We start from the raw sequence: 18,686 nt of genomic DNA on the forward strand, positions 1-18,686 counted from the left end.
TCTGTTTTTGCAGCCGGTGGCGATGCCTGGAACCGGGCAGAGCAGCGCACGCTTGGGGACAGACCACAATTTTCAAGAAATATTGTCTTGAAAATCGTGGTCTGTCCCCAGCTTTTGCCGCTAGGTGGCCGCGCCCATCACCAGGTCGGGCAGCCAGGTGGCGATGCCGGGGACCAGGCAGAGCAGCGCGACGGCGACGAACATCAGGCCGACGAAGGGCAGCACGCCGCGTATCACGTCCTGCAGCGGAATGTCGGGCGCGACGTTTTTGATGACGAAGATGTTCAGCCCCACCGGCGGGTGGATCAGGCCCATTTCCATGACCACCGTCATGACGACGCCGAACCAGATCAGGTCGAAGCCGGCCGCCTTCAGCGGCGGCAGGATGATGGGCGCCGTCATCAGGATCAGCGACACCGGCGGCAGGAAGAAGCCGAGCACGATCACCAGCGACAGCACGGTGCCCAGCAGCGCCCACTTCGACAATTGCTGCGCGACGATCCACTCGGCCGCCGACTGGCTGATGTGCAGGTAGCTCATCACGTAGGAGTACAGCAGCGACATGCCGATGATGAACATCAGCATGGTCGATTCCTTCAGCGCGCTGGCCAGGATCGGCGTCAGTTGCGCCGGGCGCCACATGCGGTAGACGATGGCGATCAGGCCCAGCGCCAGGACGCCGCCCAGGCCGGCCGTTTCCGACGGCGTCGCGTAGCCGCCGTACAGCGCCACCATGACGCCGATCAGCAGGACCACGAAGGGCAGCACGCGCGGCAGCATGCGCGTCTTGTCGGTCAGCGTCATGGTCTGTTCGTCGAGGCAGGCCGATTTGGCGCCGCCGGCCGCGTAGACGGCCAGCGCCTGGCGGTATTCCTTGCGGTAGCGCCAGGCGGCGTAGATGGAGAACAGGCCGACCAGCAGCAGGCCCGGGCCGATGCCGGCCAGGAACAGGCGGCCCAGCGACTGCTCGGCCGCCACCGCGAACAGGATCATCGTGATCGACGGCGGCAGCAGGATGCCGAGCGTGCCGCCGGCGGCGATGAGGCCGGCCGCGAAGCCGGGCGAGTAGCCGCGCGCGCGCATTTCCGGGATGCCGGCGCCGCCGATGGCCGAGCAGGTGGCCGGGCTGGAGCCGGCCATCGCCGCGAACAGCGCGCAGGCGAATATGTTGGCGATGCCGAGTCCGCCCGGTATCTTGTGCATCCACGCGTGGATCGCCGCGTACAGGTCGGCGCCGGCGCGCGACTTGCCGATCGCCGCGCCCTTCAGGATGAACAGCAGGATGGACAGCAGGGTGATGCTGGCCATTTCCTCGTAGACGTTGAGCGTCACGGTGTCGAGCGAGGCGCCGGGCATGAACAGGATCATGAAGGTGACGGCGATGGCGCCCAGGGCGAAGGCGATCGGCATGCCGGAGAACATCAGCAGCAGCGTGCCCAGGCCGTACAGCCCGCCTATCATGGCGGTGCTCATGCGGCCTCCGCGGCGGCTTGGAAGTGCTGCAGGGTTTGCACCAGCAGTTGCAGGGCCAGCAGCGTCACGCCGACCGCCATCGTGCTGTAGGGGATGGCCAGCGGCGGCGCCCACGCCGACGCGCTGGTCTGGCCGTCGACGACGGCTTCGTGCAGCATCTGCCACGCTTTCCACGCGAAGAAGCTGCAGAACAGGCAGGAGGCGGCGTCGCAGAAGATGCGCCGCAGCCGGTTGGCCCAGGCCGGCAGCATGCCGGCCAGCGATTCGATGCCGACGTGGCCGCGGTGCTGCTGGACGTGGGCGGCGCACAGGAAGGTGGCGCCGACCAGCAGGAAGACGGCGGCCTCGTCCTGCCAGTCGGTGGGGGCGTGCAGGTAGTAGCGCAGGAACACGCTGGTGGTGAGGATGACGGCGGCGGCCAGCATGGCCAGCATCGACAGGGCCAGGATGGCGCGGTTGACGGCGTCGAGGGCGCGCACGGCCAGGCCGAGCAGGCCGGCGGCCGGCGCCGGCGCGCGCGTCGGCGCCGCCAGGTCGAGGGCGTGGCTCATGCGACCACCTTTTCCGCCATCTGCAGCAGGCGCGCGCAGTTGGCCGACTTGGCGGCGTAGTCCTTCCAGGCGCTGTCGCGGGCGATGGCGCGCCATTTGTCGACGGCGCCGGCGTCCAGGTCGTAGGTCTTGGCGCCGGCTTTCTGGTACGCGGCCGCCAGCGCGACGTCGTCCGCCTTGACCGCCTCCAGGCCGTATTTCTGGACCTCGGCGCCGACCGTCATGATCAGCGCCTGCTGGTCCTTGGGCAGTTTTTCGAAGACGGCGCGCGACATCAGCAGCGGCACCGCCATGAACCAGAACGATTTGCCGCGGCCCGTCGTCAGGTGCTTCGACACCTCCTCCAGGCGGAAGGACAGCAGGCTGGTCGAGGAGGTGATGGCGGAGTCCACCGCGCCCGTCTGCACGGCCGCGTACAGCTCGTTCGACGGCAGCGTGACGACGGCCGATCCGGCCGCCTTCAGCATCAGGTCGACCTCGCGGCTGCCGCCGCGTATCTTCATGCCCTTGACGTCGGCGGGCAGGATCACCGGGCGGGTCCGGCTGGCGATGCTGCCGGCTTCCCACACCCAGCTGATCGGCACCGCGCCCTTGTCGAACAGCAGGTCGTTGAGGGCCTTGCCGATCGCCCCCGTGTGCCAGGCGTAACCCTGCTCGTAGGAGGTGACCAGGCCCGGCATCAGCGCGATGTTCAATTCCTGCACTTCGCCGCCGGCGTAGGAGATGGGGAAGAAGCTCAGGTCCAGCGCGCCGCGCCGCAGCGCGCTGAACTGGGCGTTGGTCTTCATCAGCGAGGAGCCCGGGTAGACGCTGAACTTGAGCGCGCCGCCGGAGCGTTTTTCCACCTCGGCCGCGAACAGGCGGCACAGGCGGTCGCGGAAATCGCCGTCGTTGCCGGTCGAACCGGGGAATTGGTGCGAGATCTTCAGCGGCGCGCCCGCCTGGGCGAACGCCGCGCCGGGCAGGCCGACCAGGGGCAGGCCGGCCAGCGCGCCGCACAGCAGGCGGCGCTTGGTGTCGATGGATGGGGTCATGCTCGTCTCCTCCAAGGGAATGGATATGAATGGCTGAAAAATGCGGATGCGGCTCAGGCCGTCTTGTCGCCGCCGTAGGTGCTGCGCAGTACGTTCTTTAACACTTTTCCCATTGCGTTGCGCGGCAGTTCGGCGACGAAGTGGACGTGCTTGGGAACCTTGTAGTTGGCCAGTTGCGTCTTGAGCGGCGCGATCACGGCGGCGCCGTCCAGGGGCGCGCCGCGGCAGACGACGACGGCCGTCACGGCTTCGCCGAAATCGCGGTCGGGCACGCCGATGACGGCCGACTCCAGCACGCCGGGCAGGGCGTCGATGGCCATCTCGATTTCCTTCGGATAGACGTTGTAGCCGCCGCTGATGACCAGGTCCTTGGCGCGCCCGACGATGTTCAGGTAGCCGTCGGCGCCCAGCGTGCCCAGGTCGCCGGTGCGGAACCAGCCGTCGGCGCTGAACTCGGCCGCCGTCAGCTCCGGCTTGCGCCAGTAGCCCTTCATCACGCCGCTGCCGCGGATCTGGATGCCGCCGACTGCGCCGGCCGGCAAGGCCATGTCGTCGGCGTCGGCGATGCGCACCTCGACGCCGTCGATGGCCAGGCCGACCGAACCGATGCGCCGCTCGCCGTGGCAGGGGTTGGAGCTGATGATGGCCGACTCCGTCATGCCGTAGCGTTCCAGCACGATCTGGCCGGTGCGCTGTGCGAAGGCGCGGTTGGTTTCCGCCAGCAGCGGCGCCGAGCCGGAGATGAACAGGCGCATATTGGCGGCGCTGGCGGCGTCGAAGGCCGGCAGGTCGAGCAGGCGGGTGTAGAAGGTCGGCACGCCGACCATCACGGTGGCTCGCGGCAGCAGGGCCGCCACCTGTTCGGCCTTGAATTTTTTCAGGAACAGCATGCGGCTGCCCGACAGCAGCGCGCAGTGGCTGGAGATGAACAGGCCGTGGGCGTGGAACAGCGGCAGCGCGTGCAGCAGCACGTCGGCGGCGCCGAAGTTCCACAGCTTGGTCAGCGCGCGGCCGTTGCTGAGCAGGTTGGCGTGGGTCAGCATGGCGCCTTTCGGGCGGCCCGTGGTGCCGGAGGTGTAGATGATGATGGCGATGTCGTCCGCCGCCAGCGTGGCGGTGGCGAAGCGGTCCCGCTCGCCCGCCGCCAGCGCGCTCAGGGAGCCGCCGCCGTCCTCGTCCAGGGTCAGCGTGTGGGCGACGCCGTGCTGGGCCGCCAGCGCGCTCTTGGCGGCGTGGCCGGCCGGCGCGCAGACGAACACGTGCGGCGTCGCGTCTTCCAGGAAGTAGGCCAGTTCGCCCAGCTGGTAGCCGGTGTTCAGCGGCAGGTAGACGGCGCCCATGCGCAGCGCGGCCAGGTACAGGCAAAAATTCTGCACGGATTTGTCGACCTGCACCGCCAGCCGGTCGCCCGGCCGCACGCCGAGGCGTTCCAGCGTATTCGCGTAGCGGGCCGTCAGGGCCAGCATCTGGGCATAGCTGAGCCCGGGGCCGGTGTCGGTGTCGAGGAAGGCGGCGTCGCCGGCGGCAAGGGCGATGCGTTCAAAGGTGGCGAAGAGGTTGGCGTTCATGGCGGCTGTCGGATCAAGGGTGGAGGGAAACCGTGTCGGCCACGCCGCATGCCGCGTAGGGGGCGGGGGCGTTGTCGGCGGGGCGGTGCAGGATTTGCTCCAGCGCCGCCTGTGGCAGGGTGCGCACGCTGCCGCCGGGGACGATGGCGACGCTGCTGGCGGCGCCGGCGCTGGCGATGTACAGGCCGCCGGAGATGGCGCCGCCAATATGCAGGTGCACCGCTTCGCCGCCATGCACGCGCAGGCGCAGGGTTTTCGCCAGGTGCACCAGGTATTGGCTGAGCAGCGCGCGCTCGTCGTCGAGGTCGATGCTGTGGCCGATGCAGTCGAGGCGCAGGTCGAGCGCGCCGTCGGCGCTGTTGGCCAGCGCCGCCAGTTGCAGCGCGTCGGCCGCGCCGACGAAGGCGTGCTGGCGGCAGGACAGGGCGCCGGCGGCGCGCTCGACGTGCAGCGCGGCGGCCGGCGTGCGCGGATGGGCGCGCAGGCGCCGCTCCAGCATCAGGCGCTCGTCGAAGAGGGCCTCGGCCGGGCTGGCGGCGCGGCGCGCGCCCAGCCATTGCCGCAGCGCGCAGGCATAGGCTGCCAGCGTGTCGTCGAGCAGTTCCTCGGCGCCGCCGAAGCGGCTGCGGGCCGTGCCGTTGATGGCGGCGATGACGGCGGCGTGGTCGTCCCCGCCCGTTTGCAGCACGCGCGGGCCGCTCATCGCCAGCAGCGTGGCCGGCGCGTAGCAGCGGTGCTCGGCCGCCAGGGCCAGCATGCTGGCGCCGCCGAAGACATTGCGGCCGAGCAGGGCGATGACGGGCAGGCCGTCCAGGCCGGCGTCGAGCAGCTCGCGCATCAGGCCGCGCAGCGCGCCCTGGATGGCGACGCCGTCGTACAGGCGGGCGCCGGCCGAGTCGAGCAGCAGCACCAGGGCGCGCCGTTCCTCGCGCGCCAGCCGGATCGCGCCGCGCAGCCCGGCGCATTCGGCGATGCCGAACACGCCTTTTTCGGCGCCGGGGTCGGTGGCGACGGCCAGCACCGGGTGGCCGTCGATGACGCCGCTCGTCAGGCGCAGCGTCGACGCCGAGTCCAGCGGCGTGGCGCTGTCGGGGGAGAACAGCGCGGCCAGCCTTTGCGCGGCGCTCGCCTGGGTGAAGGTGGTGTGAGGCAAGGTGAATCCTCCTGTGGGTGTGCTGCTGTCTCGCTTGATTGCCGCTTTTCCGTGCAGAAGCGCTTGAACAGAATATATACCGTTAACTATTTTTGGTATACCAAAATATATGTGTGGTTTTTTATTCTCATCATGCTGAGTACCAGGTTGGAACTGCTGTATGATTTCCGGATTATTTCCGGGGATTGAAAGCCATGTCAGAAAACGAGAGCGTCCCGCAGGCCGAACGGATCAGTCGTGCGATCGAAGCGGCCATTCTCAACGCCAGTTACGCGCCCGGCGAGCGCCTGGACGAGCGGGTGCTGGCCGCCAGCTTCGGCGTGTCGCGCACGCCGATCCGCGAGGCGCTGAACCGCCTGGTCGCGGACGGCCTGGCCGAGCACCGCGCGCGCCAGGGCGTGTTCGTGGCGCGCATCACGCTGGCCAATGTGTTCGAGCTGTTTGAAATGCTGGCGGTGCTGGAGTCGGCCGCCGCGCGGCTGGCGGCGCGGCGCATCAAGCCGGCCGACGCGGTGCAACTGCTGCTGGCCGCGCGCGACACGGTCGACGCCGCGCTGGACGAGGACGCCGCCGTTTACACTGCCTCGAACACCCGCTTTCACGAATTGATGTACGCCGGCAGTTGCAACCAGTTGCTGGAAGATTCGATCAAGCAGTTGCGCCGCCGCGCCGCGCCCTACCGCGGCCACATCCACCGCGTCGCCGGGCGGCGCAGCGCCACCGCGCAGGAGCACGTCGCCATCGCCGAGGCGATCCAGGCCGGCAAGGGCGAAGTCGCGGCCGAACTGATGTTCCAGCACCTCGACATCCACCGCCCGGAATTCTCCGACTACGTCTTCATCCTGTCGCGCGCGGTGGAAAACGGCATGGCCTGAGTGGCCGCGCCGGCGGGGAACACCCGCTCGCTCAGATAGTCGATGAAGACCCGCAGCTTGGGCGACAGGTGTTTGCTGGACGGCCACAGCACGCGGAAGGCGCCGGCGTGCCGCGTGGCGCCCTCCAACACGCGCTGCAGCGTGCCGGCGGCCAGGGCCTGGCGCACGGCGAAGTCGGGCAGGCAGGCGATGCCCAGGCCGGCGATGGCGAAGTGCATCAGCGCGTCGACCGTGTTGCAGCTGATGGCCGTCGGCAGGCCCGCCGCGTACAGCTTGTCCCAGTCCGCCAGCGGCCACGGCTCGCTCTTGCCGGTGCTGGGGAATTTGTACAGCAGGCAGCGGTGCGCGCGCAATTCTTCCGGATGCACGGGCGCGGCGCGCCCGGCAAGATAGGCGGGCGCCGCCACCAGTTGCAGCTCGAAGCTGCCCAGCTGGCGGCTCATCAGGCGCGAGTCGTCGCTGTCGCCGGCGCGCACGACGGCGTCGAAACCCTCCTCGATCAGCTCGACCCGGCGGTCGCTGAAGTCCAAGTCCAGCTCCACTTGCGGATACTGCCGCGCGAAACCGGCCAGCACGGGATTGAGCAGGCTGCCGACCAGCGGCAGGCTGACGCGCAGCTTGCCGCCCGGCCTGGCCTTGCTGTTCGACAGCTCCAGCTCGGCCGCCTCGATTTCGCCGAGGATGCGGCGGCAGCGCTCCAGGAACACCGTCCCCTCCGCCGTCAAGGTGATGCTGCGCGTGCTGCGGTGGAACAGGCGCACGCCCAGCCTTTCCTCCAGCCGGGCGATGCTCTTGCCGACGGCCGAGGCCGACACGCCCAGCAAGCGCCCGGCGGCCACGAAGCTGCGCGTTTCCGCCGCCTGCACGAAGGCCGTGAAGCCCGCCAGATTGTCCATGCATCCTCCCTGATTGCGGACATCGGCGTCCGCTAAGTCGGGAACTATAGCCCATTTTTCTTTCCCCGACGCGCGCCTATGCTGGAAGCCATCCCATCCACCGTTTATGAAGGAAGCTTCGCATGGCACTGCTCAATCCCCCCTCCCCCTACGCGTCCGCGCTGGCCGGCCGCATCGACGCCGTGCTGGACGCCGCCCTGGCCGAACGCCGCCTGGTCGGCGCCGTCGTGCTGGTGTCCCGCGCCGGGCGGGAAGTCTACCGCCGCGCCGCCGGCATGGCCGACCGCGAGGCCGGCCGGCCGATGCGCGAGGACGCGCTGTTCCGCCTGGCCTCCGTATCCAAGCCCATCGTCTCGGTGGCGGCGCTGGCGCTGGTGGCCCAGGGCAGGCTGAGCCTCGACGACAGCGTGGCCCGTTGGTTGCCGGCGTTCCAGCCGCGCCTGCCGGACGGCGCGCCGGCCGCGCCGACGGTGCGCCAGTTGATGACGCACACGGCCGGCCTGGGCTACCGCTTCTTCCAGGAGGAGGGCGGCAGTTACGCGCGCGCCGGCGTTTCCGACGGCATGGACAGTTCGGGTCTGACGCTGGCGGAGAACCTGCGCCGGCTGGCATCGGTGCCGCTGCTGTACGCGCCGGGCGACGCGTGGAAGTATTCGATCGCCACCGACGTGCTGGGCGCGCTGATCGAGGCGGTGACGGGCACGCCGCTGGCGCACGCCGTGCGGACGCTGGTGACGGGGCCGCTGGAGATGCGCGACACGGACTTCGTCGCCGTCGACCCGCAGCGGCTGGCGGCCGCCTACACCGGCGCCGAGGCGGCGCCGCGGCGCCTGCGCGAACCCGATCACCTGCCCTTCCTGGACGGCACGGCGGGCTTCCTGCTGGCGCCGCAGCGGGCGCTCGACGCCGCCGCCTACCCGTCCGGCGGCGCCGGCATGGTCGGCTCGGCCGGCGACTTGCTGCGCCTGCTGGAAGCGCTGCGCCTGGGCGGCGCGCCGGTGCTGCCGGCCGCGCTGGCCGGCGACATGGCGCGCAACCAGATCGGCGACCTGCCGATGGCGTTCTGGCCGGGGCGCGGTTTCGGCCTGGGCTTCACCGTGCTCAAGGACCCGCGCGCCGCCGCCACGCCGGAATCGCCCGGCACCTGGCGCATGGGCGGCACCTACGGCCATTCCTGGTTCGTCGACCCGCTGCGGGAACTCAGTGTGGTGGCGTTCACCAACACGGCGCTGGAAGGCATGTCCGGGCCCTTCGTGTCCCAGTTGTGCGAGGCCGTCTACGGCGTGCCGGCCGGAGCGCCGCAATGAGGCGGCCGCATCCGCTGATCTTCCTGGCCACCGGCCTGTTCGGCGTCTACTGCATCGAGTTCGGCGTGGTCGGCATCCTGCCCGCCATCATCGAACGCTACCGGGTGACGGCGCAGCAAGCCGGCTTGCTGGTGGGCATGTTCGCGCTGGTGGTGGCGGCCCTCGGCCCCTTCCTCGTGCTGCTGGCGTCGCGCTGGCGGCGCAAGACCGTGCTGGTGGCTTCGCTGTGGCTGTTCGCCGCCGTCAGCGCCCTGTCGGCGTATGCGGACAGCTTTGCCGCGCTGATGGGCTGGCGGCTTGTCGCGGCGCTGTGCCACCCCGTGTATTTCTCGCTGGCGATGGTGGCCGCCGCCGCGCTGTATCCGCCGGCGCAGGCGAGCAGGGCCGGCGCGCACGCGCTGGTCGGCACGAGCATGGGCATGGTGCTGGGCATCCCGATGACGACCTGGGTGGCGGCGCAGTACTCGTATCAGGCGTCCTTCCTGTTGTGCGCCGCCGCCAACGCCGTCGCCGCGCTCGGCGTGATGCTGTGGCTGCCGTCCGCGCCGGCGGGCGCGGCGCTGCCCTACGGCCGGCAACTGGCGATCCTGCGCAAGCCGGCCCTGTGGCTGAATATCGCCGCCGCCGTGATGATCTTCGCCGCCATGTTCTCGCTGTACGCGTATGCGGCCGAGTACCTGCGCCGGGAAACCGGCATGGACGGGCGCATGATCAGCGCCATGCTGGTGATCTTCGGCGTTGGCGGCGTGCTGGGCAATTTGCTGGCCGGCAGCTTGTTGGCCGGGAACGCGGCGCGCACCGTTTTGCTGCATCCGCTGGCGCTGGCCGCCGCCTATCTGCTGCTGCACTACGGCGCCGGCCAGGCGGGCACGGCGGCGATGGCGGCCATCGCGCTGTTCTGGGGCGCCGCCCACACCAGCGGCCTGATCGTCACCCAGGTGTGGCTGACGTCCGAGGCGCGCGAGGCGCCCGAGTTCGCCGTCGGCGTGTATATCTCCGCCATCAACCTGGGCGTGACGGTGGGATCGCTGGCCGGCGGCTGGGGCATCAGCCGCTTCGGTATGGCCGGCACGATCGGCAGCGGCCTGCTGTTTGCCGCGCTGGCGGCGGCGCTGGTCGGCGCCCGGCTGGCGCTGTACGGCGCGCCGCGCGGGCGTTTGCGGGCGGCCTGACACGGACGGCGTTTCCTTGCGCGGTGCACAGATCCGCCTGCGAATTGCTCAAACCGGCCGGGGATAGCATAAACTTTTCCCACCGCGCCGGGTCTATTGGCTAAAGCCGGCGCTTCCGTGCCGGTTCGCGTATCCGATCAATCCACGCACACTGGAGCAACTATGCAAACGCAAATCACCGAATGGAGCACCGCGTTGATGACGTCGCTGGCGGCGGCCATGGCCCTGTTTTTCTCGTCCATCCCGAAAATCCTGGGATTTGTCGTCATCCTCATCGTCGGCTGGATGGTCGCGGCCGTGTTCGAGAAGGCCGTCGCCGCGATCTTGCGGACCGTCAAGTTCAACGAGCTGGCGCAGCGCTCGGGCTTTTCCGACTTCGTGCAGAAGATGGGCAGCGGCACCGATTCGGCCGGCATGATAGGCGCCGTCGTCAAATGGTTCGTGCGCCTGGTTGCGCTGGTGGTGGCCTTCGACGCGCTGGGGCTGCCGGCCGTGTCGGACGTGTTGCGCCAATTGCTGATGTGGCTGCCGAACGTGGCGGTGGCGCTGGTGGTGCTGGTCATCGCCGGGCTGGCGGCGAACGCCTTGAGCAGCGTGGTGCGCGGCGCCGCGAGCGAAGGCGGCTTGAGCAATCCCGACATGCTGGCGAAGGTCGCCTCGGGCCTGATCTGGGCCTTCGGCATCGTCGTCGCCGTCAACCAGATCGGCATCGCGACGACGCTCGTCAACACCCTGTTCATGGCGGTGGTGGGCGCGCTGGCGCTGGCGCTCGGCCTGTCGTTCGGCCTGGGCGGGCGCGAGACGGCGGCGCAGATCGTGCGCAACTGGTACGACCGGGGCCGCCGCAACGCCGGCCAGCTGGAGCGCACCGCGCAGGCCGCCGCCAACCTGGCCGAAGGGGCGGCGGCCGGCTCGTTCACCGAAAGGCGCACGATGCAGCGCCGCGCCGGCTAGCCTAGGGCGCGACGTTGGGGATCAACGCCAGCAAGTCGGTGTCGCCGATGGCGACGCCGGCTTGCGACAACAGCGTCGTGGCTTGGCCGCGGTGGTGGGTCTGGTGATTGAAGAAGTGCATCAGCAAGCTGAAAAAATTCCTGCCGAACGGATCGCCGCGGGTGTTCTGGTAACGCAGCACGTGGTCGAGGTCGGCCTCCGTCAGCGTGCCGGCCCAGGCGATGATGACGCCGTCCAGCCACTGGCGGTACTGCGCCAGCGCGTCGAAGTCCGGGAACAGCATCTGGCTCAGGCCGGCGGGCGGCGCCAGCGCGCGCACCGCATCCAGCGCCGCAAAATGCGCCGGGTGCTGGGCGAAGCGCTGCAGCCAGATCGTATCGCCGGCCGCCAGATGGTTCAAGGTGCCGAACAGCGAACCGAAAAACGCCTTCCGGTCGGCGGCCAACTCGGCATCGGGCAGCGTCCGCGCCGCCGCGTACAGCCTGGCGTTCATCCACTGATTATATTCGGCCATCAAACAAACATGCTGGGTGCGGCTCACTGGACTGTCCTGGCGTGGGTTGGCGAAAGAATATTGTAACCCCGGACAGCCCAAGGCCGGCGCCGCCCAGCTGGGGACAGACCACGATTTTCAAGAAAAGATTTCTTGAAAATCGTGGTCTGTCCCCCCGGCGTACATCGTTTAAGATGGCGGGACAGCGCTTCGCCCCCACCCCAAGGATAATTTCATGATTTTGAACAAACCGCTGGCCGCCTGGTGCGCCGACTACCCCCTGATCAATGACTTGATCGCGCTCAAGGAAATCAGCTGGTTCAATCCCGCCACCGCGCCGGCCGCCGAGGCGCTGGCCGACGCCGGCCTGACGGCGGCCGACGTGGCCGACGCCAGCGCCCGGCTCGACCGTTTCGCTCCCTATATCGCGCGCGTCTTCCCCGAGACGGCGGCCAGCGGCGGCATCATCGAATCGGCCATCCAGGCGATTCCGCAGATGCGGGCGGCGCTGGCCGAGCGCTACGGCCTCGCCATCGGCGGCGCGCTATGGCTGAAAAAAGACAGCCACCTGCCGATCTCCGGCTCGATCAAGGCGCGCGGCGGCATCTACGAGGTGCTGCAACACGCGGAAACGCTGGCGCTGGCGGCCGGCCTGCTGAAGGCCGGCGACGACTACGCCACGCTCGACAGCGACGCGGCGCGGGCTTTCTTCGGCGGCTACAAAATCGCCGTCGGCTCGACGGGCAACCTCGGCATGTCGATCGGCATCATGAGCGCGCGCCTGGGCTTCCAGGCCACCGTGCACATGTCGTCCGACGCCCGCCAGTGGAAAAAGGACAAGCTGCGCGCCCACGGCGTGCGCGTGGTCGAGTACGCCTCCGACTACAGCGTCGCCGTCGCCGAGGGCCGCAAACAGGCCGACAGCGACCCGCTCTGCCACTTCGTCGACGACGAAAGCTCGACCAGCCTGTTCCTCGGCTACGCCGTCGCGGCCGAGCGCCTGAAGCGGCAACTGGCGGCGGCCGCCGTCACGGTCGACGCCGAGCATCCGCTATTCGTCTACCTGCCCTGCGGCGTCGGCGGCGGCCCCGGCGGCGTTGCCTTCGGCCTGAAACTGGCCTTCGGCGACGCCGTCCACTGCGTCTTCGCCGAGCCGACCCACTCGCCATGCATGCTGCTGGGCGTGCACACCGGCTTGCACGACGCCGTGTCGGTGCAGGACTTCGGCATCGACAACGTCACCGCCGCCGACGGCCTGGCCGTGGGGCGCGCCTCCGGCTTCGTCGGCAAGGCCATGCAGCGCCTGATCGACGGCTACTACACCGTCAGCGACGAGGAGCTGTACCGCCTGCTGGCCTTGCTGGCGCGCAGCGAGGGCGTGCGCCTGGAACCGTCGGCGCTAGCCGGCATGCCCGGTTGCGCGCGCGTGCTGGGCGAAGCGCAGGGCTACCGCGCGCGCGCCGGCCTGAGCGAGGCGCGACTGGGCCGCGCCACGCACCTCGTCTGGGCCACCGGCGGCAGCATGGTGCCGGAGGCGGAAATGGCGGCCTATCTGGCCCAGGGTGAAGCCCTGTTGGCGGACGAGCGCCGTTGAGGGACGGCGGCAGGCAATAAGGGCCAGCGGCGGGCGCCGACCCGCCGCGGGGCCTTACAGCGACTTCAGGAAGGCGCGCACGCCGGCCAGCAGCATCTCGACGGCCATCGCCGTCAGGATCAAGCCCATCAGGCGCTCGAAGGCCGTCATCACCTGCGGCCCCAGGGCCCGCTGCAGCCGCTCGGCGCTGAGGAAGACGGCCAGCCAGACGGCGGCCACGGCGGTGAGCGCCGCCACATGGACCATCACGTCGCGCATCTCGTGCGAGGAAAACAGCAGCACCGTGGCCAGCGCCGACGGCCCCGCCAGCGCCGGGATGGCCAGCGGCACGATGAAGGGCTCGCCCTCCGGCGTGCTCTCGCCATTGCCGCCCGCCTGCGGGAACACCATGCGCATGGCGATCAGGAACAGGATCACGCTGCCGCCTATGCGCAGCGCGACTTCGGACAACTGCATGGCGGCGAGGAAGTGGCGGCCGAAGAACATGAACAGCAGCAGCACGCCGAAGGCGATCAGGCACTCGCGCACGACGACGCGCCAGCGCCGCTCCAGCGGCACCTTGACCATCGAATTGACGAACAGGGGAACGTTGCCGAAGGGATCGGTCACGAGCAGCAGCAGGATGAAGGTCTGGAAAAAATTCTGGGTCATGGCGGCGGCTTGGTCCGGCTGGGCGGCGTGGAAGAAGTCGAATAATTCCCATTCGACAAGAACCCTGATGATAGCAAAGCCCCGCCGCCGGTGGTGGCCGAAACGGCGCCGGCGCAACAAAACGACGTCCGCGCCGCTGGCATTGTTTTTTGAGTAATTCTGCTATGCTGTAATGGACCGCCGCCGCGCCGGCGGCGTTGGCAAAGTCCGATTTCAAGGGAGAGCTCGATGCAGATGGCAGATATTCCGTTCGGCGTGACGGATTGGTCGCAAGTCGAAAGGACCGAACACAAGGGCGATACCGGCATGGCCTACTGGCGCACGCAGAAGTTCGGCCCGATCCGCGTGCGCATGGTCGAATACACGCCCGGCTACCTGGCCGACCACTGGTGCGTCAAAGGCCACGTGCTGCTGTGCACGGCGGGCGAATTGCACACCGAACTCGAAGACGGCCGCAGCTTCCACCTCAAGGCCGGCATGAGTTACCAGGTGGCGGACAACGCCGAGCCGCACCGCTCCTACACGGAAACGGGCGCGACGCTGTTCATCGTCGACTGAGGGTCGCCTTACTCGCCCAACAGCGCCAACGATTCCAGCCACGCGTCTTTCCACGCCCGTAAAACCGGCTGTGTCGCAAAGGCTTTCTTCAGGTGCGGCATCGGCACCCGGTGCACATCGTGCAGACCGAACGCCAGCGTCACCGGATTCCACAAGTGGCTATGCTTCCCGCTGCGGGAGTTTTTCCGGACGCGCGCGCCATCGTCGCCAAAGATGCCCAGGCCGCCCGTCAAGGCTTTGTCGAGATCCATTTTGACCAAGCCGCCAAAAGCGTGCAGCACCTCTTCCCTGCTGATGCCTTTCAGGCTATCCCTGGGCGCGGCCACCCGCTCCGGTTCGGCCTCCTTCGGGTGCAACAACTGCTCCGCCAGCTGCGCGACATCGCGCTGGAAAAAGCGCAAGGCGTCCAGCGGCATGCGTATTCCCGGCGCTTTCAATTGAATGGCCAGGCTGCCGGAGTCGCGCGTGAAGCGCAGCCAGACGTCGTCGCTGCCGGCGGCCAGCCTTTGCGTGTCCTCGATAAAGACGACAGGCGCCGGATAGCCGGTGATGCCTTCGGCAAACAGCTCGGCATGCTCATCCGAGTACTCCAGCCAGACATAGGGCGTCAGGCCGTTTTCCAGCAAGCGCGCCAGATTCCAGGGCGTGCCCGTCTGTTCAGCCAGCCATGTACAGGTTTCGTGCGTGGTCGCACGGTTTGCCAGCGGTGTTGCGGTCATGTGGTTCTCATCGTGAAAAGTGACGCGGCGGCACTGGGCGGCGCGGCAAAATAAAAAAAAGCCCAAGCGTGCTTGGGCTTTTGCTGGCGTCCGCGTGCAGTCTTTATGTAGGGAGTCACAACTAGTGAAAAATCCCGATCATTGATTTGTAAGATTTTTTTCACTTCTGTGAACAATCCTCTATTGTACCGCGAGTCGAAATTAGTAAAAAACGCCGCATTTGCGTCACAACTACTGAAAACGCTGGAGTTCGCAGTTGGTCATGTCGATGGTCACAATTCCGAGGAACGTAGCCTGCATTCTACGCCATCCAGGAACGAAGGAATGAGCGCGCGCAGGATTGTGGTAGCCGCTGTCAATGGCACGTCTTGTATGCCTGAAAGGGCTTTTGCGCCGTGAAACAAGTTGCATCGCAAAAGGTACACAATTTTTAAAACAGACTCCGTATCGCCTGATCGCGCCAACGTGATCAGTTCGTTGTCTTTTGCGGTATCAGGCTCGCCGTTTTCAAGTTCGTGAAGGTATAGCCTCCCGATCCCGAAACCGTCGCAAAGGTCTTCAATTGCGTCTTTGCATGTGACAAGACTTTCGGCGGATCTACGCCGTCCGATCACGTCGACGACAAGGGCGGTCGCGCGTTTCTGCTCAGAGGGATATTTTTTGAATCGTCTCTTCGGCGGCCCGCCGTTACGAAAGCTCCACGTTGATATAGTGGTAGCAGCGCCATCCAACACATTTGCTGCAGCGGTATAAAGCGCGTTGAAAGAAATGTAGGTGAAGACAAATCGGTCAACAAATGGGAAGTCAGTAGAGTCTGAAACGTCGCCCGCCTTGTCTAGCCAACGGTGTACGAAGTGGTTGAGCGAATCAAGGTCTGTTTCCATCGGTCTACAGTTTCAATATTTGTCCAAGCAACATCGCCAAGTCGACGCATGCGAATAGAGTGCTCACCTTAGTCGCGAAGTACAACGCAAATCTAGATCCGTTCGCGTGGGAAGCGCCAGTTCATGAAATTTTCGATTGTAGAGTCATTGCCGAGCAACTGCCGGGCTTCATTGATTAGTTCTTGCAGCCGTTTCATGTCATGCTCGTCGAGATCGGCGACTTCCCTCTCAATCTTCGCTATGAAGCGCTCAAGGCGGTCGCGTTTTTCGGAAGCCTCGATCAACGCGTCAAGCTCAGTATAGCTCTCTTTGAGTGCGTTAAGTCGCCGCTTTTCTTCCTCATCTTCCTTCCACTTTCGGCGCATAGCCTCATACCGAAATTTTTCAGCCTCGGCGTGCTCCTTGCCGAGTTTGATCGTACTCGCGGCATCTTCTTGGCAATCCTCCACCTCTCGAACAAGGCTGGTAAGTTTTTTGACGAAATCTCCCGAACGAGTTTCTTTCCATTGCCTTGACCACTTGGTGTCATAGTAAGAAGCGTAGAGCTGAAGGCACAGGCGGCCGCTGGGAATATCTTGGGTCGACGTCCAGTGGTCCACGAGCCCTCTAGTTGATTTCGGCGCAACGTAGTCCACCTCGTGAACGTACTTTCCGTTCACGTATCTCATCTTGGTAGATTCTGTGAGCTCAAGAATAGTGATTCCGATAGGTGTACCGTTCAGGTAGAGCACAGTGTTGCGCGCGGGCGACCAGAAATTGTTATAGGAATGAGTCTTGTCAGGCTTGTCGCGCGTATCGACAGGAGGCCGAGTGATTTGCTCCCCAACCGATGCAAATGTCACGCGGTGTCCACGTCGCTCCAACGCAAGGAAAAACTGGTTTGCAAACTCAAGCGCCACATCGAGCGTCGTTTTTGTAACCTGCAGGTCCGGCAGGAGGCGTTTTGCCGGCTTTAGGTAGTCGCCACGGTGGGTGAGCCTCCCAACAAGAAATAATGCCCGTGTGTTTGCCAGTAACGCGTGCTCAGTTGCTGTATGGCGAGTGGTCGCTTTTCCTTTTCGTGGAGTGTCAGATTTTTTCGCCATGTTTGAAGGAGCATGTGAAACATCTGGTATCCCGCCATTCGGCTCCCAAGATATTTCTTCCCCAGGTTGGACTTCGGGTAAGTTGGGGCGCGGTGGTGCCTTACCGACGGCTAGTTTTGCCCAGTAGCCTCTCGCCGGCCGCGGCACGTTGAGGTGCGTGCAGACGCGCGCCAGATAGCTGGACGACACATTGAACCGCTTTCCCACGGAAAGCATTGGTTCAGTCCATACAAGCTCAAATAGTTCTAACCGGGTTAGCATGGTTGGGAAATAGGGATGACCTTTGCATGAGCGCAACCACTAGCGATGAGCTCAAATCAAGCTTCCTGGCAACTCAATGCCATTTAGCCGCCGGAACAGGATTAGAGCGAACGAATCGATCATATCAGATATGTAGTCAGTACTTGCCCTGTACTAGCTACTTCAGACTCCAACGGGCATAGCTTGGTTGCGCAGTCTTTGGGAATTTTTGCGTAGTCGTTTTTCAGCTCATCGTGAAAAGAGAGAAATGAATCGCCACGAGTCTGCTAGACACCCGCGAGCCGTTCAAAATGCCTTCGCTCAAACGCTACTGGCGAAAGCCTGTCATTGAATCCGTGACGGCGCTTCGGATTGTAGAACATCTCGATGTAGTCGAAGATATCCTGTCTGGCGTCGTCCCTGGTTGCATAGATCTTGCGCTTGATGCGCTCGCGCTTTAAAAGTTGGAAGAAGCTTTCAGCGACAGCATTATCATGACAGTTTCCACGCCGGCTCATGCTTGGCTCCAACCGATGCGCCATCAAGAAATCGCGCCAGTCCTTGCTGGTGAACTGCGAGCCCTGATCCGAATGAACCATCACAGGATCCGCTGGCTTACGTCGCCAAACAGCCATCAACAGCGCATTCATCGCCAGCGCCGTATCAATCCGCGAGCTCATCGACCACCCGACGACCTGGCGAGAGAACAGGTCGAGTACAACTGCCAGATATAGCCAGCCTTCATAGGTCCGAATGTAGGTTATGTCCGTCACCCAGACCCGGTTTGGCTCAAGCACGTCAAATTGCCGCTGCAGATGATTCGGCGCCACCACTGATGGCACGCCGCCGCCTTTCCACTTGCGCTTACCGTACCCGGTCTGCGAGCATAGCCCCGCCGAGCGCATGATGCGGTGAACGCGATTGATGCCGCACCGCTCGCCCAGTTCGCGCAGATCATCGGATACTTTGCGGTAGCCGTAGACCGTGCCGCTTTCCAGCCACGCCTGCTTGATGTGGCCAAGCAGGCGCTTGTCTTCCTTGGCCCGCTTGCTTTCAGGTTGAGCGCACCAGGCATAGAAGCCGCTAGGATGACCCCCCATCATCTTGCACAAGCACCGCACTGAAAATTCGTCCTGTACTTCCTGAATGAAGGCGTACCTTACCCGGACGTCTTGGCAAAGTACACCGCGGCCTTTTTCAAGATGTCGCGCTCCTCGGTAACGCGCTTCAATTCGGCCTTCAGTCGCCACATCTCGTCAGATTGGGCGTCCTGGGCCTTGCGTTCAACTTCGGGCACGCCATACCGCTTTGTCCACGCATAGATGCTGTGGATGCTGACACCAAGCCGTTCGGCGACCTCGGCAGCTGGATGCCTGCGATCAACAATCTGCTTGACCGCAGCGACCTTAAATTCTTCCGTGTAACGCTTCCCACTCATGATTTCTCCTTTGCCTAAATTATGGCTCAGGAGTGTCTACA

18 protein-coding genes are annotated in these 18,686 nt (G+C 65.7%); 6 read left to right on the forward strand and 12 right to left on the reverse strand.

What is annotated here, in order from left to right:
* Nucleotides 1-120: 120 nt before the first annotated feature.
* From OIK44_RS10970 to OIK44_RS10990, 5 genes are read right to left on the reverse strand one after another with little or no spacing between them, the layout of a single operon-like run.
* Nucleotides 121-1,473, reverse strand: coding sequence for a TRAP transporter large permease (locus OIK44_RS10970; RefSeq protein ID WP_273670784.1), 1,353 nt, complete (start codon nt 1,471-1,473; stop codon nt 121-123).
* Nucleotides 1,470-2,024, reverse strand: coding sequence for a TRAP transporter small permease (locus OIK44_RS10975; RefSeq protein WP_273670785.1), 555 nt, complete (start codon nt 2,022-2,024; stop codon nt 1,470-1,472). The genes OIK44_RS10970 and OIK44_RS10975 overlap by 4 nt, the downstream gene beginning before the upstream one ends.
* Nucleotides 2,021-3,058, reverse strand: coding sequence for a TRAP transporter substrate-binding protein DctP (gene dctP / locus OIK44_RS10980; protein ID WP_273670786.1), 1,038 nt, complete (start codon nt 3,056-3,058; stop codon nt 2,021-2,023). Before dctP ends, OIK44_RS10975 begins: the two co-directional genes overlap by 4 nt.
* Nucleotides 3,059-3,111: 53 nt before the next feature.
* A complete protein-coding gene (locus OIK44_RS10985) occupies nt 3,112-4,626 on the reverse strand; it encodes an AMP-binding protein (RefSeq protein ID WP_273670787.1) in 1,515 nt (504 codons plus the stop codon).
* A gap of 13 nt (nt 4,627-4,639) precedes the next feature.
* On the reverse strand, nt 4,640-5,779 hold the full coding sequence (locus OIK44_RS10990; RefSeq protein WP_273670788.1) for a Clp protease/crotonase-like domain-containing protein: 1,140 nt from the start codon (nt 5,777-5,779) through the stop codon (nt 4,640-4,642).
* A 194-nt stretch (nt 5,780-5,973) separates the two neighbouring features.
* On the opposite strand from OIK44_RS10990, the gene OIK44_RS10995 reads away from it, so the two are divergent.
* Nucleotides 5,974-6,654, forward strand: coding sequence for a GntR family transcriptional regulator (locus OIK44_RS10995; RefSeq protein WP_273670789.1), 681 nt, complete (start codon nt 5,974-5,976; stop codon nt 6,652-6,654).
* Here OIK44_RS10995 and OIK44_RS11000 read toward each other — a convergent pair.
* Nucleotides 6,609-7,550 (reverse strand): LysR family transcriptional regulator, encoded by a 942-nt coding sequence (locus OIK44_RS11000; RefSeq protein ID WP_273670790.1) that lies wholly within the window; start codon nt 7,548-7,550, stop codon nt 6,609-6,611. The two genes, OIK44_RS10995 and OIK44_RS11000, sit on opposite strands and share 46 nt — an antisense overlap.
* A 122-nt stretch (nt 7,551-7,672) precedes the next feature.
* Here OIK44_RS11000 and OIK44_RS11005 point away from each other — a divergent pair, with 122 nt between their 5' ends.
* The 3 genes from OIK44_RS11005 (at nt 7,673) to OIK44_RS11015 (ending at nt 10,983) form a co-directional block, all read left to right on the forward strand.
* Complete coding sequence (locus OIK44_RS11005; protein ID WP_273670791.1) at nt 7,673-8,857, forward strand: serine hydrolase domain-containing protein; 1,185 nt, start codon at nt 7,673-7,675, stop codon at nt 8,855-8,857.
* Nucleotides 8,854-10,029 (forward strand): MFS transporter, encoded by a 1,176-nt coding sequence (locus OIK44_RS11010; RefSeq protein WP_273670792.1) that lies wholly within the window; start codon nt 8,854-8,856, stop codon nt 10,027-10,029. The genes OIK44_RS11005 and OIK44_RS11010 overlap by 4 nt, the downstream gene beginning before the upstream one ends.
* 162 nt (nt 10,030-10,191) lie before the next feature.
* Nucleotides 10,192-10,983, forward strand: a complete 792-nt coding sequence (locus OIK44_RS11015) for a mechanosensitive ion channel family protein (RefSeq protein ID WP_273670793.1) — start codon at nt 10,192-10,194, stop codon at nt 10,981-10,983.
* Between the two features lies 1 nt (nt 10,984).
* Here the strand turns inward: OIK44_RS11015 and OIK44_RS11020 are convergent, their stop codons facing one another.
* On the reverse strand, nt 10,985-11,497 hold the full coding sequence (locus OIK44_RS11020) for a DinB family protein (protein ID WP_273670794.1): 513 nt from the start codon (nt 11,495-11,497) through the stop codon (nt 10,985-10,987).
* 214 nt (nt 11,498-11,711) lie between these two features.
* Between OIK44_RS11020 and dsdA the strand changes: the two genes are divergently transcribed.
* On the forward strand, nt 11,712-13,070 hold the full coding sequence (gene dsdA, locus OIK44_RS11025) for a D-serine ammonia-lyase (RefSeq protein WP_273670795.1): 1,359 nt from the start codon (nt 11,712-11,714) through the stop codon (nt 13,068-13,070).
* A 54-nt stretch (nt 13,071-13,124) separates the two neighbouring features.
* On the opposite strand, the gene OIK44_RS11030 is transcribed toward dsdA, so the two are convergent.
* Nucleotides 13,125-13,721, reverse strand: coding sequence for a MarC family protein (locus OIK44_RS11030; RefSeq protein ID WP_273670796.1), 597 nt, complete (start codon nt 13,719-13,721; stop codon nt 13,125-13,127).
* Between the two features lie 228 nt (nt 13,722-13,949).
* Here OIK44_RS11030 and OIK44_RS11035 point away from each other — a divergent pair, with 228 nt between their 5' ends.
* Nucleotides 13,950-14,279 (forward strand): DHCW motif cupin fold protein, encoded by a 330-nt coding sequence (locus OIK44_RS11035; RefSeq protein WP_273670797.1) that lies wholly within the window; start codon nt 13,950-13,952, stop codon nt 14,277-14,279.
* A gap of 8 nt (nt 14,280-14,287) precedes the next feature.
* Here the strand turns inward: OIK44_RS11035 and OIK44_RS11040 are convergent, their stop codons facing one another.
* From OIK44_RS11040 to OIK44_RS11055, 4 genes are all read right to left on the reverse strand, one after another.
* On the reverse strand, nt 14,288-15,064 hold the full coding sequence (locus OIK44_RS11040) for a hypothetical protein (protein WP_273670798.1): 777 nt from the start codon (nt 15,062-15,064) through the stop codon (nt 14,288-14,290).
* A 206-nt stretch (nt 15,065-15,270) separates the two neighbouring features.
* A complete protein-coding gene (locus OIK44_RS11045; protein ID WP_273670799.1) occupies nt 15,271-15,882 on the reverse strand; it encodes a hypothetical protein in 612 nt (203 codons plus the stop codon).
* A gap of 92 nt (nt 15,883-15,974) precedes the next feature.
* Nucleotides 15,975-17,183, reverse strand: a complete 1,209-nt coding sequence (locus tag OIK44_RS11050) for a hypothetical protein (RefSeq protein WP_273670800.1) — start codon at nt 17,181-17,183, stop codon at nt 15,975-15,977.
* 311 nt (nt 17,184-17,494) lie between these two features.
* A protein-coding gene (locus tag OIK44_RS11055) for an IS3 family transposase (protein ID WP_273670801.1) occupies nt 17,495-18,645 on the reverse strand; the annotation gives its coding sequence in 2 pieces (ribosomal slippage) (nt 17,495-18,399 and nt 18,399-18,645; 1,152 coding nt in all).
* Nucleotides 18,646-18,686 lie beyond the last annotated feature (41 nt).

It is taken from the genome of Janthinobacterium fluminis (assembly GCF_028595325.1).
Lineage (GTDB): Bacteria > Pseudomonadota > Gammaproteobacteria > Burkholderiales > Burkholderiaceae_D > Janthinobacterium > Janthinobacterium fluminis.

Coding starts and splice junctions, on each gene's coding strand:
- OIK44_RS11035 (WP_273670797.1), top strand. CDS start 13,950: ATGCAGATGGCAGATATTCCGTTCGGCGTGACGGATTGGTCGCAAGTC.
- OIK44_RS11045 (WP_273670799.1), bottom strand. CDS start 15,882: ATGGAAACAGACCTTGATTCGCTCAACCACTTCGTACACCGTTGGCTA.
- dsdA (WP_273670795.1), top strand. CDS start 11,712: ATGATTTTGAACAAACCGCTGGCCGCCTGGTGCGCCGACTACCCCCTG.
- OIK44_RS11005 (WP_273670791.1), top strand. CDS start 7,673: ATGGCACTGCTCAATCCCCCCTCCCCCTACGCGTCCGCGCTGGCCGGC.
- OIK44_RS11010 (WP_273670792.1), top strand. CDS start 8,854: ATGAGGCGGCCGCATCCGCTGATCTTCCTGGCCACCGGCCTGTTCGGC.
- OIK44_RS11050 (WP_273670800.1), bottom strand. CDS start 17,183: ATGCTTTCCGTGGGAAAGCGGTTCAATGTGTCGTCCAGCTATCTGGCG.
- OIK44_RS11000 (WP_273670790.1), bottom strand. CDS start 7,550: ATGGACAATCTGGCGGGCTTCACGGCCTTCGTGCAGGCGGCGGAAACG.
- dctP (WP_273670786.1), bottom strand. CDS start 3,058: ATGACCCCATCCATCGACACCAAGCGCCGCCTGCTGTGCGGCGCGCTG.
- OIK44_RS11030 (WP_273670796.1), bottom strand. CDS start 13,721: ATGACCCAGAATTTTTTCCAGACCTTCATCCTGCTGCTGCTCGTGACC.
- OIK44_RS10970 (WP_273670784.1), bottom strand. CDS start 1,473: ATGAGCACCGCCATGATAGGCGGGCTGTACGGCCTGGGCACGCTGCTG.
- OIK44_RS10975 (WP_273670785.1), bottom strand. CDS start 2,024: ATGAGCCACGCCCTCGACCTGGCGGCGCCGACGCGCGCGCCGGCGCCG.
- OIK44_RS10995 (WP_273670789.1), top strand. CDS start 5,974: ATGTCAGAAAACGAGAGCGTCCCGCAGGCCGAACGGATCAGTCGTGCG.
- OIK44_RS11015 (WP_273670793.1), top strand. CDS start 10,192: ATGCAAACGCAAATCACCGAATGGAGCACCGCGTTGATGACGTCGCTG.
- OIK44_RS11020 (WP_273670794.1), bottom strand. CDS start 11,497: ATGGCCGAATATAATCAGTGGATGAACGCCAGGCTGTACGCGGCGGCG.
- OIK44_RS10985 (WP_273670787.1), bottom strand. CDS start 4,626: ATGAACGCCAACCTCTTCGCCACCTTTGAACGCATCGCCCTTGCCGCC.